We start from the raw sequence: 17813 nt of genomic DNA on the forward strand, positions 1-17813 counted from the left end.
CCGGTCAAGCAGGAGTTTACTGGACCTTGGCAAGCTCATCATTCATCGCGGCCACGGCAGCCGCGGCGTCGATTTCATCATCGATATACTGGCGCACAACCCGGTTGATGGCCTGACTGTTGATCATCTTGGAGGCCAGCGAAAGCTGCCCTTCGGCCACGCCCCAACGCTGCGCCACATCCAATCCGCCGACAATCTCATCTATCATCGCCTGATCATAAAGATCACCCAGCGGCGCCTTGCGGTCGACGCCTACAGGCAATTCTGCCCAGGCTTCGGCAAAAGCGGTCGGGTTTTCGGCGTTACCGCGACGAACCGGGAACTTACCCTCGGGCGCGATTGACAAGGTTTGGGTGTACCCGTCATCCATGGCGTATTTCACAAACTCCATCGCCGCGTCCGTGTCGGCGTCATTGGTGATCCCAAAATACCGAACATCGCCCCAAGCTGCCCCATCCGGGTTGGAGGGGCCTGAGAAATTGGTGACAATCCCTGTTTTCGACGCCAAATCGCGCGAGGTCGGATCATCGTTGATTGTTGGCGGCGCGCTGTCGCGCAGACCGGCCAACTCGTCCAGAATGAAGGGCGACCAGATGATCATCGCGGCTTTGCCATCAAAATACAGCTCGCGCGATTGCTTCCAGAACAACTCACCCGGAGGCGACGCTTTTGAAATCGCCTTGTAGAAGTCCAAGACCTCGGTTGTCTTCGCTTCGTCCAGAGGCTGGAACCCATCCGGGCCGACCGGGCTGACGCCATTGGCAAGGAACACGTGCTCCAGCACCTGGCTCATGAAGTTCTCGTCCACCTTGGTTGCGGCAACAAAACCATACATCTCGGGCGGGTTGTGCAGCTTGTCCAGCGCGGCCAAGACATTTGCATAGGAACTGGGCGCCTCAAGTCCGGCCTCGTCAAACAAGTCCTTGCGATAGACAATCATCTGCGTCCAGCCATCCACCGGCACCGACGCGGTTTCGCCATTGAACGCAGCCATCGCCAAAGCACCCGGAGCGAATGTGCCAGCACCCAGTTCTTCGATCACCTCGGTCGCGGCTTCGGTGTCCAGAATACCAGCCTCGGCCCAAGGCAGAGCGTATTGCAAAGTGTGATAGACCACGTCCGGCAGGTCCCCGGCGGCAAATGCGGCAGTAGCGCGCGTTCCCAGATCGCTTTCGGTGACCGGGATCACCTCGACTGTGGTGCCGGTTTCGACTTTGAACTGATCGGCCATCTCTTGTTGCTTGGCCAAACGCTCGGGCTGTTCCTCTGTGGTCCAGAACCGGATCGTGTCCGCTTGCGCCGACAACGCGGTCAGCGCACAGGCGAGCGACGTTCCAAGCAACAGCCGGGACGCTTTGGATTTCAGTCTCATGTTAGATCTCCCCGTTTTTGGTTTGTTAGATATTGTCGTTTCTGCGCCAGTTCTTCTGGCGTCAGTCTTGGCGGGCCGTCCGAACCACCCGTAACAAGGGTGGCATCAACCAGTTCTTGTAATGTCGAGGGGTCAGCCCCTTGGATTTGCTGGATCAACAAGGTTGCCAACCGTTGCCCTGCCTTGCGCGAATCCACCGAGAAGGTTGTCAGCGCCGGGCGGGCGTATTGGCATTCCGGTACGCCGTCATAGCCAATCACCGAAATATCGCGCCCAATTTCGAAACCCTGATCCTGCGCATCCGCGCAGAACCCCAGAGCAGCCAGATCGGTCGCAAACACAATCGCTGTCGGAGGACATTCCAGCGCCATCAGCGCCCGCCCCTGCGACGCACCGTCTTCGCGCGTGCGTGCGCCCTCACGGATTAAATCCGTGTCCAAAGGCAGGCCAGCAGCCTGCATACCCTCGGCATAGCCGTCACGGCGCAGATGTGCGTAGTTGAACTTGGGGTCGCTTCCAACAAAGCCGATACGCGAATGCCCAAATTCGTTCAGCCGCAAAACGGCGTTGCGCATTGCACTTTCCCCCGCAATGTCGAACCACGAGGTTTCGTCCCACTTGTTCGGCTGCCCATAGCCCGTGCGCCCGTAAAGGATATGCGGAACGTCGAGGCTACGCAGCAAACCGATGCGCGCATCCTTCACTGCTGTTCGCGGTAGAATGAATCCGTCTGCCTTGCGCTCCTGGTAAAGTCGGCTGAGCACTTTCAGCGTGTCTTTCTCGGATGTGGCCGTAGAGATGGTCATGGTCCAGTCGAGACTGCTCGCCGCTTGGCAGGCTCCGGCCAGAAAGTCCTGCAAGAAGGGATTGTGCTGATCCGGCTCTTCGCTGTTCAGCACCATCGCAATAGCCCGAACCTGCCCGGTTCGGATCGCCTGCGCGTGACTGAGCGGTCGATACCCCAAGGCCCGCGCGGCCTTTTCAACCCGCGCACGCGTAACCGGAGAAATATCGGAGTACCCGTTGAGCGCCCGTGAAACCGTGCTCTTGGACAAGCCAAGATGTGCGGCCAACTCGTCCAGCTTAACTCGGCCGGACACAGTCATCTGGCTGGAATGGTTGATTAGCGGATATGAAAGATTCGTAGTCATTAAGGCTATTTCAATGCACCGAAACCGGTTTCGGCAACAAAAAAGTTAAAAAAAGTGCAAACTGTCTATTTTTTGGAAGTTTTGAGGATTGTCTTGGCAATTCTTGCAGCGCACGAGAGACCAGTACACTTGTAAGCAATCACATCCACTAACGAACCATCAAAAGTAGTGTGCTTGTTAGCGCTAAAACCAATACGGCCTTTGAAGACTTGAGGCCACACTAATTCTCTGCCCAGTTCAGGCATTATTCAAACGCGCGAACAAGTTGGTTGTGCCACGATCAAACATGTTTTAGAAAGTGGGACACTTTACAAATATCCAGTAGCTTCGCGCTTGCTTTGTTAAAGTATCTTCTTTGAAGCTACCCGACAGAAATGCCTACCTTCACGGCAAGATCCGAAATACCCAGTAGGACTTCGATAAGTATCACCAGAATCTGTTACAGACTTTTGGCTATTGACGGCGTCAGATACCGCGGATGAATGACTTTCGGTAAAACCAGCCGAAGGCCAGTTCTTGGATTTCTTCAAAGGTACGCAGAATCCAAAAGGGCGTGATCCTTTTTGCGGTAGTTTTCTATATCCGGTACGGAATTTCTTGCCAGGATCTGGAAGAAGTCATGGCCTGCTGCGGTATCTCAGTTGTCCACAACACGGCAAACTGATTGGTTGCTCGGTACTTTGGCGAATTCGCCAGGACAGTTCCGTGACTCAAAGCTTGGCAACAAAACCAGCGAAAACGGGTTTGTTTTGGAGTCATAGGGCTCTTTTAAACCAGCAAGTCAGTAATAGTCGCTTCGCGCTATGCGCTCATTATCCTACCTTTTTGCGTATTACCTTTCAACACACCAAACGAAAAGTTTTCGTCGCGCATCCCAATTCTTCCCAGTAAGCTACAATTGGCATTTTGATCAGCCAACGTTGTGCAATTACATATATTCTCAAAGGCAGGAGAAACTTCCTTGCTAAGGATATGCGGGTGATGAACAAATTGTGGCTCTAATGCCGTGCGAGCGTCGAATTGCTCAATATAGTACTGCAAAACACTATTGAGATACCAAAGATCCTATTACGCATCTTTCGAAACCGGCATGAACGCTTCAGGCTCAAGATCTTCCCAAAACTCAAAAATCTTAGAGGCATTCAACCCGGACCGCCAACCATGTGTCCGGAAGTGCTCTCGATCAAGTTCATTTTCCAACCCTGCCATGAACAGACGCTTATCAGCATCTCTTTGCGTAGGGTTTCGCCGCGAAACCAACTTCTCAACAATAGCGAACATACGTGAACGTTCCGAACGCTCGGCAGCTCTTTTTGCGTATGCCTGATCCTCCTCATACTTTTCCAGGCGCCGCAGCCGAGCAGCCTCTTTGGCTTCGGGCGAAGGTTCAACGTCGTTCTCAGGTGAGTTTGATTGGTAATCGTCCCGTAGAGCCGCTGAAAGATACCCCAACGCAGATTTCACACTCCCCTGCCCGCTTACATATTCGAGTTTCTGCTGTACGTAGTCTTCACCGTGCTCCGCGATCCACTGACGAGCTAACCGGTCAGACACGCCTTGCTTTAGCAACTTCTTATAAACCGGCAAATTTCGAACCCCATCACTGTCGTCAATTTGGAACATTGCCTTTTGGGGGTTACCTTTAATCCTGAACCTAATATCGGTGACTGTACGACCTTTCTTTTGAAAATCCGCCTCAACCAGAATATCCGAGCTCTTGTTTACCTCTGCCACAGCCGGCTTGATAATCTTTGCGTTCAGATGCTTGAAACTACTGTAGTAGTCGCTTCCATCAACGCCCATCAACTTCCTAAAAACATCCAACGACCACCATCCAGTCGAACCGGTTCTAACAAACCTGTAACAGTTTTCATAAAGCGCCAGTCCATGACCAGAACTGAAGTTCTTCTGAATTTGCACGTTAATCAAAGCGTAAATCTTGGGGTCGTAGAGTTTTTGAGCCAGGGCTGGTGAATAGGCATATTCACAGACACCGCCCTTCAGCTTTGCAAAACTTAAAAGAGACGAAACTCCCCACTCTTGACGGCCCTTTTCATCAAGCATGTCCCACTCGGCTACAGTTTCAGCCAAAGCTCGAAGGCTTGATCGCAATGTATCAAAATCGTTTGAGTTGTACCCAACCATCATCGCTAGTGTTCGCGCATCAATTGTATGGGTTGTCGCAGACGTCAATGCATCATAGGCGTTGAGCAAAAGTACATTCGACAACTTACGCTGCAATAGCGTCAACTTACCGCTGATGTGTATAGCAGCGACGTTCTTTTTGACTGCTTCACGGCGCAACGCACCCGAGAGACGGTCGAGGTTCAATTTTGTTTCTGGCATGATTCTGCCTGACTGCTCTTTATTGTGACATTTGACACGAAAGGTACCTTCGGAGCAAACAATTTTGGGTGCCTAAATACGGGATGACCCTTATCCTGCAGACGGGTACCCAAAGACATTGCATCCGAACTTATCCACAGAAACCTCTGTATATTGACCACACCTCCGTAACCACGAGCCAGCGCCGATACATTTTTTTGCTTTTTCCAGAGCCTAAAAGGCGGGTTTCCCCACATCCTGCGAATCGGGCCCTTTCCCACCGAATTCTGTTACCAATCGACCTGCATACGGGTACCTTTGATACCGAAGATTGGTCCCTTAACAACCGTAACTAGGTACCCAATACGCAGTATATTATTGTTTTACAGAGGTTTTCTAATGGCAAAGATTCTAAATATCTAAAATTAAATAAACGATTTGTTGCGTTGTTCTATTCGTTTTTTTATCCAGAACAGACCTCCAAGGCGCTCTATCCATGTTTTTTGTGGAAAACCCCGACTCACAGGATAGCGCCTACGTAAAATGTTCGCTAAGTTCGGCGATATACGCTCTAATAGCGAACATACTGTGAGGCACACACAATGAGCAAACCGACGCAACCTCCCCTGCCCCCCTACTTTAACCTAGATCCAGAGCAAGCGGCAGGGAAACTTCCAGACCCTATTGGAACCACGCGGTTTGCCAAGGCGGCAACATTTTGCGCTAAGGGGAGGGAAGATCTGGCACTAAGAGGTTACGCTCCAGACGGAGAAAAACGCCTTCGCCGTTTTTCTATTTGGGAAATAACAAAGTACCTAATTCCGGTAGCTCCTGCGCATTTAAGACGTGTATTGAAGGCCAATCCGGAACTTCCGCAAGGAGAAGGTGAGGCCGGCTCCAAATGGTTTACTCTTGAAGAAGTTATAAGTCTCAGAAAACACTTTGCGGCAGGCGGAGTTAGTACGAAAGAATACCTGCCTTATCGTCCGGAAGGATTGCCTGCAAAAGTTGTGGCTGTCGCAAATTTCAAAGGAGGCGTTGGTAAAACGTCTACCGCCGCGCATTTGGCAATGTCTGCTGCGTTAGACGGCTACAAGGTGCTGGTTGTTGATTTGGACAGTCAAGGATCCATGACCTCTATCTTGGGCGGACGCGTAGCAGATGAGTGGCAAACAGTTTTCCCTTTGATAGCAAAAGATTACGCGCGTGCGGTACAGGAAGAGAACCGTGTGCGAAGCGCTGCAGGACAGCCAGAAATAGCCTTGGATGAAACTCTAGAAGAGGCGATGAAAACCTCCCCAAAAGACGTAATTCAAAAAACACATTGGCCAAACATTGACCTTATCGGAGCGCAGTTGAACCTCTACTGGGCCGAGTTTCAGATACCTGTGTGGCGAATGGGACTTCGGAGTTGGCCGTTGTGGGATGGCTTGACAAATTTCTTAGAGGACGAGGGGGTTCTGAATGACTACGATATTGTCTTTCTCGATACCCCTCCTGCACTTGGGTACCTTACAATCAACGCTCTTGCAGCCGCTGACATTCTTTTGGTGCCGTTGGGGGCCTCGTTCCTTGAATTTGATTCAACAGGCAGATTCTTCGATATGCTCTATACGACTTTCGCCAGTATAGAGGACGGAGAGAATGCGGCCTTGAGGGCCGCAGGTCTACCGGAATTGAAATTTGAGTGGGACGTTGTTCGGGCCATCATAACCAGGTTTGACGCCAGCCAGCAAACAGACATGGCGAATGTCATCCAAGCTTATTTTGGTGACTTTATGAATGCTTACCGGCAGGATTTTACTGCGCTTGTCGGGCAGGCGGGCGAGCAAGTCAACGGCATCTATGAAGCGGATTACAGAGACTTCAACCGGGAAACCTACGTCAGAGGGCGGGAAACGTTTGATCGCACATACGCAGAATTCAAAGAAGTCCTGATCGGTTGCTGGTGGCGCGACGCAAACATGGGAGGTGAGAGCAATGGCTAAACGCAGAAGACTTTCGGTGCCGGACACTAAGGAGCTCAAGGAGATCGAGGAAGGTTTCGCCGCGAAACCATCGTTGAACCCATTTGAGGGTTCGGGTGTCACGCCCCCAATAGCGCAAGTTGCTGCAGAAGCTGCCATGCTAAACGGTATGACGTCCGTCACTGATCGGGCTGCTTTGGCGAAAGATCAAGGTGACGCGTCCAAATGGCGCGCAGCTCAGGACGCCGGATTGGTCGCTGAAGAGCTGCCTATCGAAGCGATTGATCCTGACTTCATTCGTCGCGACCGTATGGCCGAGGACGAAGAGGCGATGGCCGAGTTGCTAGAATCGCTACGGGAAAACGGATTGAGAACGCCAATTGAGGTGACGCAAAGCGGCGAAGGCTATGGGCTGATTTCCGGCTTTCGACGACTGGTGGCCTTCCGTCGTCTATCTCAAACGGAGCCGCGGTTTGCCAAAATCCCGGCATTTGTGCGCCAAGCTGGAACGGGGCAGGGAGCCTACGTTTCGATGGTCGAAGAGAATGAACTGAGGGCGAATCTTAGCCCATACGAACGAGGTCGCATTGCCGTGTTGGCTGCGGGGCAGGGGGTTTTTTCTTCGACCGAGGAGGCGGTGGATGTTTTGTTTGCAGCAGCTTCTAAAGCCAAGCGCTCGAAAGTCAGAAGTTTTGCCCTCGTGCACGAAGCATTGGGGGACGTTTTACGATACCCCATTGATTTGACAGAGAAAATAGGATTGTCCCTTGCGGCTGCATTGCGTTCGGGCGCTCAGACGGAGCTTCGGAATGCCTTGGTCGCTTCTGAGCCGAGTGATGCGAAGTCAGAATGGGCTGTTCTAAACGCAGCACTAAAATCATTGAACCAACCCGGCAAAATCAAGTCGCGGGGAGGTAGGCCTCAGAAAGTGCAAAAACTGACTTCTGTCGCGTTGTCCGGTGGAGGCAACGTGGTCGGCGAATTGTCGGCCAATGAAGTGCGTATCCGCATTCAGATTGAAAACGTTTCAGTCGAGGAAGCTCAGGCGTTGCTTGAAAAGATTGCTAGCAGTCTGGCCTAGGTCACGTTCCATTCTGTAAGCCTTGGGTTCGAAGGTTGGCTGTGCTCTGTCTTCGTTGAGAGAGAACAGAGCGCAGCTACTTCAACTGGCATGAAATGATCAGGTTTTAGCTGCACCGAAAAGCTGGGCGTGGAGTGTCAACGTTTAAGTGGCGAAGAGATTTGCAGGTACGCTGGCCGTCTTCCGAGAAAAAAGTTTTCGAATAGCCATTCCGGAAATACCAAACCTGGAAGCTAAATGGTCCTGCGGTTTGATCGGAGTTGCTCGGAAGTCTACGATCGATGCCTGAGTCACAAGCAAGAGCCGTACTACGGATTATGAAGTGTACCTGCCGAGGTGAAAAGCAGGGCTATTGATTACTGCGCGCATTTCAGAAGACAGAAAAAGTTAACAAGACAAGGTTGCTAGTTGTGGTGAACCAAAAGACAGCTAGGGTTAAAGAGCCTAACATCACCATACACCTGTAACACGGCTTCAAAGCAGTGCTCAAAAGCTGTAAATAATGGGCAGTAAAGGCAATGCTCTGTTAAAAAAATGTGTCGTAAACTTCTTTGAGGACCAACGTCGGCGACATGATTTGCAACAAATCTCCAGAAACGCATAGCTTTGCAGAGCCCACACCACAACGCCTTCGGCATCATAGGTGATCGGAAGCTTAGTGGCGCCGACGAACCCGTCGGAAACCCCCGCGCGCACCGCGATCTTGCCAAGCCTCTTGGCCAGCGCAAAACCCGTTGCCGTCACATCCGGGGCTGTGGTATTACCCACCACAACTTCGAGCAGTCGCATCACATGGGCGGGCGAGAAGAAATGCAACCCGATCACATCAGCAGGCCGGCCTATCATCTGCGCAATCGCGTTCAGATTCAGATATGAGGTGTTCGAAGCCAAAATAGCGCCCGGGTTCGGCGTTTGTGCCGAAGATTGCCTGGAGGAAACGGGTCTGACCCTGTTCGAATTGTACGATTCCGCGACAAAGGTGACGATCGGGCAGGAATTGACGGCGATCGAGAATTCCCTGCGTCACAAACCCTATGAACCCGGTCTGGGCATCGGAATTGGCCGCCGCATCCGGCCCGAAACACTGGGGATCTGGGGTTATGCCCTGTTGTCCATCCCGACCTTCCGCGCCAGCCTGTCAACTGCGATGGACTATGCGCGCCTGTCTTTCATGATCGCACGGATGGACCTGCTCGAGCAGGGCGACGAGGCGCTGATCACCTTCGGTACATCGCCGTTGCCGCAAAACCTGCGAAAATTCCCACTGGAGCGGCACCTGACCGTTCTGTTCAACTTTGCCTCTGTCTTATTGCCTGAAAGTCTTGCGGCGAAGACGACGTTTCGCACCATGGAATATGACGCAGGTTTTGCCACCGCATTGAACCGGGAACTTGGGCTGGTTGTCGAATCCAGCAACCAGATGAATACGGTGGTGATTCCCCGGTCATTGCTGGATTTGCCCCTGCCGCAACATGATCCCGAGAAGCTGGTCATGTGCCTCAAGCAATGCGAGGCGCTTCAGGGCAGCCGCACGCAGAACACCTGGACGGCGCAGGTTCAGGATGCGATTCTGTCGGATATCTCGAACGCGCCGACGATCAAATCGGTGGCTCAGACCCTAAAGACCAGCGATCGGACGCTGGCCCGTCGGTTGGCCGAGGAAGGGTCAAGTCTTCGTACCATTCTTGTCCGGGTCCGGCTGGCTATCGCGCATGAGTTGCTGACGACCACTAACCTGAGCGTATCCAAGGTCGCCTGGCGCGCGGGCTATGCCGAACCGTCAAGCTTCGTGCGCGCGTTCACGAAGGAGTACGGATATACGCCGGGCAAAGCAGGGCGGAATATTTAAGTGGGTATCAGCTGAACTGTGCCTTCTGGGTGGCGAAGCACAGTGCCAGATAATCATACACCGCGCGAATACTGGGGTTTTCGTGCAATTCGGGGTGCGCGGTCAGCCAGATCTCCATTTCGATCAGAGGTTCTTTCTCCAGAACGCGCACAAGGTCATGATGGCGCGCGGCGTGAAAGCTGTAGATCGGGCCAATGCCCAAATTGGCGCGAACGGCCCGTATCACCCCTAGAACATTGCGCAGGCGCAGCGCCGTATTGCCATGGCGGGTGACGGCGTCGACTTCGGAAGCGAACCTGCGCGACCCTTCGATGGCGATGGTGCGATGATCGGACAGATCGGCAATGGTCTGTGGGGCACCGAACTTTTCGACATAGGTCACCGACGCGTAATAGCCGACTTTCATCACGCCTACTTTCTTGGCGATCAGTTCTTTCTGGGTCGGGCGTACAAGCCGGATCGCCACATCCGAATTCCGGTTGAGAAGGTCGGTCAAACGATTGTCAGTGACCATTTCTATTGAAATTTCGGGGTAGGCTGTAACAAACTCGGGCAGTTGATCGATAAGCCAGGCATTTGTGACGGCCTCGGTTGCGGAAATCCGCACGGTGCCCCCCAGAATGTCTTCGCCTTCCCAGGCGTTGCTTTCGATTTTCTTGGAGGTCAACTGCATCTGCTGAGCGATGGCCTGCAGGCGCTTGCCAGCCTCGGTCACTTTGAAATGCCGCGGGCCACGCACCAGAAGCTGAGCGCCCAGCTGTTCTTCCAGTGCCGCGATGTGGCGACTGAGCGTAGGCTGACTGATCCGCAGACCGATTGCGGCCTGTGTCAGACTGCCGACCTCGACAGTTGCCAGAAAATCACGGACGCCGTTCCAGTCCAGCGGTTCATTCATCGGTGCTCCGATCGCTATTGCGCCCGTTTGAAACTGCAAAAAACCACTGCAAGATGTCAGAGAGTGCAGGGGCGCAACAGCTCAATATGCTATTCATTTTTGAATGAATACTATACTTAAGCGGCAATTTCCTGTCAAAAAAGAATATGCATCATGTTTTAGATGATCCGTCAGCGGGTTGAGCAACCATAGGTGGAGACGAGAGGACCACCAATGGTATTGCGGATGCAGCCGACACCCGACGCTACACAGGCCGGGTTGTGGCGGACGACCAATTCCTCCCAAATGATCGCACAAGCGAAACGAGCACAGCAAGGAATCATGACAGTATGACGCGCCCCATTAGCCTGGAATACAACGGCGAGGTTGCCGTCATTCAATCCGACAATCCGCCCGTGAATGCCTTGTCGCATGCGGTTCGGTCCGGGCTGCAGGACGCCTTTTTACAAGTGATTTCAGAGGGTAAGGCCCGGGCGATTGTTCTGATCTGCGAGGGCCGCAGTTTCTTTGCCGGCGCCGATATCCGGGAATTCGGCGGCCCGATGCTAGAGCCGGTTTTGCCAGATCTGATCAATCAGATTGAGTCCTGTCCGATCCCTGTTGTGTCGGCGATTCACGGCACTGCCCTTGGTGGCGGCCTCGAAGTGGCGATGGGCACACATTACCGCGTGACGGCCGACTCGGGCCAGTTGGGTTTGCCCGAGGTTAATCTGGGGCTTTTGCCGGGCGCGGGCGGCACGCAACGCCTGCCGCGTTTGGTGCCGATGGATGAGGCGGCTGGCATGATTACCGGTGGTCGGCCGATCAGGGCGCAAAAGGCGATTGAGATCGGGCTGGTCGACAAGGTGGTGCCCCTGGCCGATTTGCGGGCTGAGGCGCTGGCTTTTGCGCAGGCTTTGATCCGCGACGGGAAAAGCCCCAGACCCACCAGCGCAAATGACTGCGATCAGATGAATGCGAACCGGTTTGCGGTCCTGTCCGACAAGGTGCGAAAATCGGCGCGCGGATCGGTTGCGCCATTAAAATGCCTTGAGGCGCTTGAGGCCGCCATGCTGTTGCCCTTCGATGAAGGTCTGGCGAAAGAACGGGCGCTGTTTCTGGATCTTGTGCAAAGCGATCAGCGCGCGGCCTTGACCCATGCATTCTTTGCCGAACGGCAGGTGGGCAAGCTACCGGAAATCAAAGGGGTCAGCCCCAGGGACATTGCCACTGTCGGGGTTGTTGGTGGCGGCACGATGGGGGCGGGCATCACTGTATGCTCTCTTTTGTCCGGCCTTGACGTGACACTGATCGAACGCGACGCCGAGTCCGTTGATCGGGCAACCTCAACCGTTTCAAAGCTGCTGATGGGAGCCGTGAAGCGTGGCAAGCTCAGCCAGCAGGCCTGTGACGCGATCCTGTCCGGCAGCTTCCGGGCCTCGACCGACTATACGGATCTGGCGCAGGCTGATCTGGTGATCGAGGCCGTGTTTGAAAGCATGGAGGTCAAGAAAGAGATTTTTGGCACGCTGGATCAGGTCTGCCGTCAGGGCGCTATTTTGGCATCGAACACCTCATATCTGGATCTGAACGCGATTGCGCAGATGACAGGCCGGCCTGCTAATGTGATCGGGTTGCATTTCTTCTCACCCGCCCATGTGATGCGACTGCTCGAAGTTGTAGTGGGTAATGCCACAGCCCCGGATGTGACGGCGACGGGTTTTGCGCTGGCCAAGAGGCTTGGCAAGATCGCGGTGCGCGCGGGGGTCTGTGACGGGTTCATCGGTAACCGCATCCTGTCGCAGTATCAAAAGGCGAACAACGCCACGGTTCTGGCCGGGGCCAGCCCGTTTGACGTCGACGCGGCGCTGACCGGGTTTGGTCTGGCGATGGGGCCTTTTGCCGTGGGCGATCTGGCGGGGCTGGATATCGGCTGGGCCAACCGCAAACGTCCGGCCCCCACGCGCGACCCCGGAGAGGTCTATCCCGAATTCGCCGACCGCCTGTGCGAGATGGGCCGCTTTGGCCGCAAGACGGGCCGGGGGTTTTACATCTATGACGACGCAGCGCCCAATGGCCGCCCCGACCCCGAGGTTGAAGAGATAATCGCCGAAGAGCGCGCGGAAAAGGGCATTGCTCCACGTGCGATCGACGCGTCAGAGATCGTGGAACGCTATATGGCAGCGATGGTGAATGAGGCCGCGCGGATTGTCGAAGAAGGCATCGCGCTGCGGCCGCTGGACGTGGATGTGACCTTGCTAAACGGCTACGGCTTTCCACGCTGGCGCGGTGGGCCAATGCAGTATGCCGACACCGTTGGTATTTCCAAAATCCTGTCTGATATTAACCGCTTTACCGAAGACGACCCGCGTTTCTGGCAGGCGGCCCCTTTACTGGAACGTCTTGCGCAAGAGGATCGTTCCTTCGCTAGCCTGAACACCCAAGGAGAGTAGCCGATGAAACAAGCTGTCATCGTATCCACCGCCCGCACTGGGCTTGCCAAGTCTTATCGCGGGGCGTTCAACGAAACGCACGGCGCGACCATGGGCGGCCATGTCATCGAACATGCGGTCAAACGCGCCGGTATCGACGGGGCCATGGTCGAAGACGTATTCATGGGCTGTGGCTATCCCGAAGGCTGGACCGGGGCCAATATCGGGCGCCAGTCCGTGCTGCGCGCAGGGTTGCCAGTGACGACCTCGGCCAGCACCGTGAACAGGTTCTGTTCCTCGGGCCTGCAAACGGTGGCCATGGCCGCTCATGCCATCGTGATGGAGGGGGCCCAGGCCGCGATTGGTGCCGGTGTTGAAAGCATCAGCCAGATGCCTCCGACCCGCCCGCCGCAATCGCGCGAGGCGTGGCTGGAGGCGCATAAGCCCGACGTCTACATGGCGATGATCGAAACGGCGGATGTGGTCGCCAAACGCTATGGTATCAGCCGCGAGGCGCAGGACGAACTGGCGTTGGAAAGTCAGAAACGCACGGCTGCGGCGCAGGCCGCCGGCAAGCTGGATGACGAGATCGTTCCGATCACCGTCACGCAGGCGTTCAAGGACAAGGAAACCGGCGAGGTGACCCGCAAAGATGTGACCTTTGCGATGGATGACTGCAACCGCCCCGACACCACGCTTGAGGGCCTGTCCAGCCTGGCCCCGGTGCGCGGCGACGGGCAGTTTATCACCGCAGGCAATGCAAGCCAGCTGTCGGATGGGGCGGCGGCGCTGGTCCTGTTGGACAGAGATGTTGCAGCCCGCGAAGGGGTGGAGCCCCTGGGCGCGTTCAAGGGTTTTGTGGTTGCGGGATGTGAGCCAGACGAGATGGGGATTGGCCCGGTCTTTGCGGTACCGCGCCTGTTGGAGCGTCATGGGCTCAAGGTCTCGGATATCGACCTTTGGGAGTTGAACGAAGCCTTCGCCAGCCAGGCACTGTATTGCCGGGACCGGTTGGAGATTGATCCGGCGATCTGCAACGTCAATGGTGGTTCGATCTCGATCGGGCACCCCTTTGGTATGACCGGGGCGCGCATGACGGGCCATCTGCTGATCGAGGGTAAGCGCCGTGGCGCAAAGCTGGGCATTGTGACCATGTGCATCGGCGGCGGAATGGGTGCCGCGGGCCTGTTCGAGATCTTCTAACAAAGGCGCTGCAATGGATCTGACTTACAGCACCAAAGACGAGGCTTTTCGCGCCGAAATCCGCGCCTGGCTGAAAGATACCCTGCCCAAAGACCTGTCCGAAAAGGTACGTCTGGGCAAACGCCTGAGCAAAGCTGACATTGAACTGTGGCACAGCTTGTTGAACGCTCGGGGGTGGCTGGCGCCAAACTGGCCACGTGCCTATGGCGGATGTGAATGGAACGCCGTGCAGCGGCATATCTTTGAAGAGGAATGTTGTCTGGCCCATGCGCCGCGCAACCTGCCTTTTGGTCTGAGTATGCTGGCCCCGGTGCTGCTGGCCTTTGGGTCCGAGGCGCAACGTCAGCGTTTCTTGCCGCGTATTCTGGATGGTCAGGATTGGTGGTGCCAGGGCTATTCCGAACCGGGAGCGGGGTCGGATCTGGCGGCAGTCAAGACACGGGCTGTGCGGGAGGACGATCACTATGTGGTCAACGGACAAAAGACCTGGACCACGCTGGGCCAGCACGCCAACTGGATTTTCTGTCTGGTGCGCACCGACCCCGATGCCATAAAGCAAGAAGGGATTTCCTTTCTGCTGATCGACATGAACACGCCGGGCGTCACTGTCCGTCCGATTGTTCTGATCGACGGCGAGGCCGAGGTGAATGAGGTGTTCTTCGACGATGTCCGCGTGCCCGTCGAAAACCTTGTGGGCGAGGAAAACAAGGGTTGGACCTATGCCAAATACCTGCTGACCCATGAACGCACCAATATTGCGGGCGTCGGGTTTTCGAATGCCGCGCTGGCGACGTTGAAAAAAGTGGCTGGTCAGGTGCAGTCAGGCGGGCGGCCGCTGGCCGACACGCAGTTGTTCGCGGCGCGTATGGCGCAGGTTGAAATCGACCTGATGGCAATGGCTATGACCAATCTGCGGATGGTGTCTGCGGCGGCCAGCGGCAAGGCACCGGGGGCCGAAAGCTCGATGCTCAAGATCAAGGGGACGGTAATCCGGCAAGAGCTGACCTCGTTGTTGCGCCGCGCCAACGGACCTGACGCGCAGCCATTTCAGAGCGATTTCCTGAACGGCGGCCACAACGCCGAAGAACTTGGCCCGGAACACGCCGCCGGGGCGGGGCCGAACTATCTGAACATGCGCAAATTGTCGATCTTTGGTGGCTCGAACGAGGTGCAGCGCACGATCATCACCAAGTCGATCCTGGAACTGTAACGGAGCCCGTCAGATGGATTTCAATCATACCGAAGAACGGGTCATGCTGCGCGACACGCTGCAGCGGTTTCTGGGGGACAGCTATACGCACGACCATCGTCGCGCGGTGATCGCCTTGGAGCGGGCCTATGATGAAACGGTTTTCAGCGCACTGGCCGAACTGGGCGTTCTGGGGGCCTTGTTCACTGAAGAGCAGGGCGGTTTTGGGGGCCACGGGTTTGACCTGTCCGTGGTGTTCGAGGAACTGGGCCGCGCAGGTGTGATCGAGCCGCTGCTGTCCGCCCTTCTGTCGGGCAGCATATTGGCGGGGATGGGCCGTGACGAACTGGTGGCAGAGATCATCACGGGCGAGCAGATCATCGCTCTGGCCCATGGTGAGACGGACGCGCGCTACGACCTGAACCATGTCGCGACCACCGCGCAGGCGCAGGGCGACGAACGGGTGCTGACCGGGACCAAGACCAATGTGCTGTTTGGCGCGCAGGCCGGACATCTGATCGTCAGCGCCCGCGAAAGCGGCGATGTCTGGGACGAGGCCGGGATATCCCTGTTTCTGGTCCCGATTGACGCTGAGGGTCTAACAGTGGTCGATCATCCCAATCTGGACGGCACTTCGGGCGCGACCGTGACGCTGCAGCAGGTGCGTTTGGACCCCGCCGCGCGTCTGGGGCAAGCAGGTGCGGGTTTTGCGGCAATCGAAGCTGCGGTGGCCCGCGCCCTGACCGCGCTGAGCGCCGAGGCGCTTGGTGCGATGGAGGTCGCCCGCGATCTGACGGTTGCTTATCTGAAAGAGCGCAAGCAATTCGGTGTTCCGATTGGCAAGTTTCAGGCCCTCCAGCACCGAATGGCCGATATGCTGATCGAGATCGAGCAGGTCCGCTCGGGCGTCATTCTGGCCGCCGGTCATCTGGACGGGCCCCGCCCCGAGCGGGAGCGCCATGTCAGCGCCTTCAAGAACCTGGCGGGACGGGTGGCAGCCCTGGTCGCGGAAGAGTGTATTCAGATGCATGGAGGGATCGGGATGACGGACGAATATGCTCTGTCACACTATGCGCGTCGGCTGACCATGATCGACCATCAGTTCGGCGACGTGGACCATCACCTGATGCGGTTCACCGCGTTCGGCGCGGAATAATCATGGCGGATACCGAATTGAAACGCTGGCCGCTGAAACTGGCGCAAACGCTAGGGTATTCAGTGGGGTTTAACCGCGAAACCCAACAGGCCTTTTGCGGGTTGGAGATGGGTGATCTGCACCGGAACCCACGCGGGACCATTCATGGGGGCATAATGGAAACGATGCTGGACACGGTTGGAGGGTTAACGGCCAGCCTGTCCGAAGACCCAGACTCGGTGATGCCTGCTCTGACCATGACGCTGACGATCAACTACGTGTCCGCAGTGGCCTCGGGGCGGTTGCGCGCTGTGGGGCGGGTGACGGGTGGCGGCCGTAAGAGCAAGTTCGTCGATTGCGAATTGCGCGACGAGGCGGACGCGCTGATCGCGACTTCGACCGGTGTGTTCAAACTATTGCCCGACCAGCGGGCCGGAGGAGGCAAATGACTGATAATGTCAAAACCGAGCGGCGGGGCCATGCGCTGATCATCTGGAACTGCAACGCCGCTATGCGCAACGCGCTGACGCCTGCCTATTATGACGGGGTGATTTCCGGGGTGCAGGAGGCCGCCGCTGATGATGGCGTCGCGGCAATCGTTCTGGCCGGTGAGGGTGATTTCTTTTGCGCCGGGGGTGACCTGAACGCGCTGCAGGAACGTCGCGCCCTGACCTATGAACAACGGCAGGACAAGATCGACAAGCTAGGCGATGTTATTCGCAGCCTGCGTACCAGTCCAAAGCCCGTTGTCGCCGCGGTTGAAGGCGGCGCAGCGGGGGCGGGTGTTTCCATTGCAATGGCCTGCGACATGATCGTGGCGGCCGAGCAGGCGAAGTTCACACTGGCTTATGTTCGCGCCGGGCTGGTGCCCGACGGGGCCGTCACCTATGCGCTCAGCCGGGCTCTGCCCCGTGCCACGCTGGCGCGTATGGCGATGATGGCCGAGCCGCTCGGGGCCAGCCGACTGTTGGATCTGGGCGTGATCACCGAAACCACCCCCGCGGGCGAAGCGCTGGCGCGCGCCTGCGCGCTGGCCGATCGCTTGTATCAGTTTCCCCCGCAGGCACTGGCCGAGATCAAGCAGTTGCTGAATGCCGCCGAGTCCTCGGATTTCGAAAGCCACCTGACACGCGAGCGGGACGCCATGGCGCAGGCTCTTGGCGGGGATGAGGCCCTGACCGGCATCACCGCGTTTCTGAACAAAAAAGCCCCGATTTTCCGCGAAGGAGATTGAA

13 protein-coding genes and 1 pseudogene are annotated in these 17813 nt (G+C 56.1%); 9 read left to right on the forward strand and 5 right to left on the reverse strand.

The genetic code is table 11. The features are described from left to right. Positions 1 to 16: 16 nt before the first annotated feature. The 3 genes from GOW48_RS12890 to GOW48_RS12900 all read right to left on the reverse strand — a co-directional run bounded on the left by GOW48_RS12890 (position 17) and on the right by GOW48_RS12900 (position 4869). Complete coding sequence (locus tag GOW48_RS12890) at positions 17 to 1372, reverse strand: ABC transporter substrate-binding protein (protein WP_170754352.1); 1356 nt, start codon at positions 1370 to 1372, stop codon at positions 17 to 19. Then, complete coding sequence (locus tag GOW48_RS12895; RefSeq protein WP_234899482.1) at positions 1369 to 2523, reverse strand: LacI family DNA-binding transcriptional regulator; 1155 nt, start codon at positions 2521 to 2523, stop codon at positions 1369 to 1371. The genes GOW48_RS12890 and GOW48_RS12895 overlap by 4 nt, the downstream gene beginning before the upstream one ends. Positions 2524 to 3591: 1068 nt before the next feature. Next, the gene (locus GOW48_RS12900; RefSeq protein WP_170754354.1) at positions 3592 to 4869 is read right to left on the reverse strand and encodes a replication initiation protein; all 1278 of its coding nucleotides are present in this window, start codon (positions 4867 to 4869) and stop codon (positions 3592 to 3594) included. A gap of 581 nt (positions 4870 to 5450) precedes the next feature. On the opposite strand from GOW48_RS12900, the gene GOW48_RS12905 reads away from it, so the two are divergent. Beyond that, positions 5451 to 6836, forward strand: a complete 1386-nt coding sequence (locus tag GOW48_RS12905; protein ID WP_170754356.1) for an AAA family ATPase — start codon at positions 5451 to 5453, stop codon at positions 6834 to 6836. Positions 6837 to 7065: 229 nt separating this feature from the next. After that, a complete protein-coding gene (locus tag GOW48_RS12910) occupies positions 7066 to 7896 on the forward strand; it encodes a ParB/RepB/Spo0J family partition protein (RefSeq protein ID WP_331251808.1) in 831 nt (276 codons plus the stop codon). A 663-nt stretch (positions 7897 to 8559) separates the two neighbouring features. On the opposite strand, the pseudogene GOW48_RS12915 reads toward GOW48_RS12910, so the two are convergent. Then, positions 8560 to 8799, reverse strand: a pseudogene (locus GOW48_RS12915) (3-hydroxyacyl-CoA dehydrogenase NAD-binding domain-containing protein); the annotation flags it as partial. On the opposite strand from GOW48_RS12915, the gene GOW48_RS22725 reads away from it, so the two are divergent. Then, positions 8774 to 9745, forward strand: coding sequence for an AraC family transcriptional regulator (locus GOW48_RS22725; protein ID WP_170754360.1), 972 nt, complete (start codon positions 8774 to 8776; stop codon positions 9743 to 9745). The pseudogene GOW48_RS12915 and the gene GOW48_RS22725 sit on opposite strands and share 26 nt — an antisense overlap. A 7-nt stretch (positions 9746 to 9752) precedes the next feature. On the opposite strand, the gene GOW48_RS12925 is transcribed toward GOW48_RS22725, so the two are convergent. Further along, on the reverse strand, positions 9753 to 10640 hold the full coding sequence (locus GOW48_RS12925) for a LysR family transcriptional regulator (protein ID WP_170754362.1): 888 nt from the start codon (positions 10638 to 10640) through the stop codon (positions 9753 to 9755). Between the two features lie 329 nt (positions 10641 to 10969). Between GOW48_RS12925 and GOW48_RS12930 the strand changes: the two genes are divergently transcribed. From GOW48_RS12930 to GOW48_RS12955, 6 genes are read left to right on the forward strand one after another with little or no spacing between them, the layout of a single operon-like run. After that, positions 10970 to 13072, forward strand: a complete 2103-nt coding sequence (locus GOW48_RS12930; RefSeq protein WP_170754364.1) for a 3-hydroxyacyl-CoA dehydrogenase NAD-binding domain-containing protein — start codon at positions 10970 to 10972, stop codon at positions 13070 to 13072. Between the two features lie 3 nt (positions 13073 to 13075). Continuing rightward, positions 13076 to 14254, forward strand: a complete 1179-nt coding sequence (locus GOW48_RS12935) for an acetyl-CoA C-acyltransferase (RefSeq protein WP_170754366.1) — start codon at positions 13076 to 13078, stop codon at positions 14252 to 14254. Positions 14255 to 14267: 13 nt separating this feature from the next. Further along, on the forward strand, positions 14268 to 15464 hold the full coding sequence (locus tag GOW48_RS12940; RefSeq protein ID WP_170754368.1) for an acyl-CoA dehydrogenase family protein: 1197 nt from the start codon (positions 14268 to 14270) through the stop codon (positions 15462 to 15464). 13 nt (positions 15465 to 15477) lie between these two features. After that, complete coding sequence (locus GOW48_RS12945) at positions 15478 to 16599, forward strand: acyl-CoA dehydrogenase family protein (RefSeq protein ID WP_170754370.1); 1122 nt, start codon at positions 15478 to 15480, stop codon at positions 16597 to 16599. A gap of 2 nt (positions 16600 to 16601) precedes the next feature. Beyond that, positions 16602 to 17027: a PaaI family thioesterase gene (locus tag GOW48_RS12950; RefSeq protein WP_170754372.1), complete on the forward strand. Its 426-nt coding sequence runs from the start codon at positions 16602 to 16604 to the stop codon at positions 17025 to 17027. Further along, positions 17024 to 17812 (forward strand): oxepin-CoA hydrolase, alternative type, encoded by a 789-nt coding sequence (locus GOW48_RS12955; RefSeq protein WP_170754374.1) that lies wholly within the window; start codon positions 17024 to 17026, stop codon positions 17810 to 17812. Before GOW48_RS12950 ends, GOW48_RS12955 begins: the two co-directional genes overlap by 4 nt. Position 17813 lies beyond the last annotated feature (1 nt).

This window comes from Ruegeria lacuscaerulensis, from assembly GCF_013033355.1.
GTDB classification, from domain to species: Bacteria; Pseudomonadota; Alphaproteobacteria; order Rhodobacterales; family Rhodobacteraceae; genus Ruegeria; species Ruegeria lacuscaerulensis_A.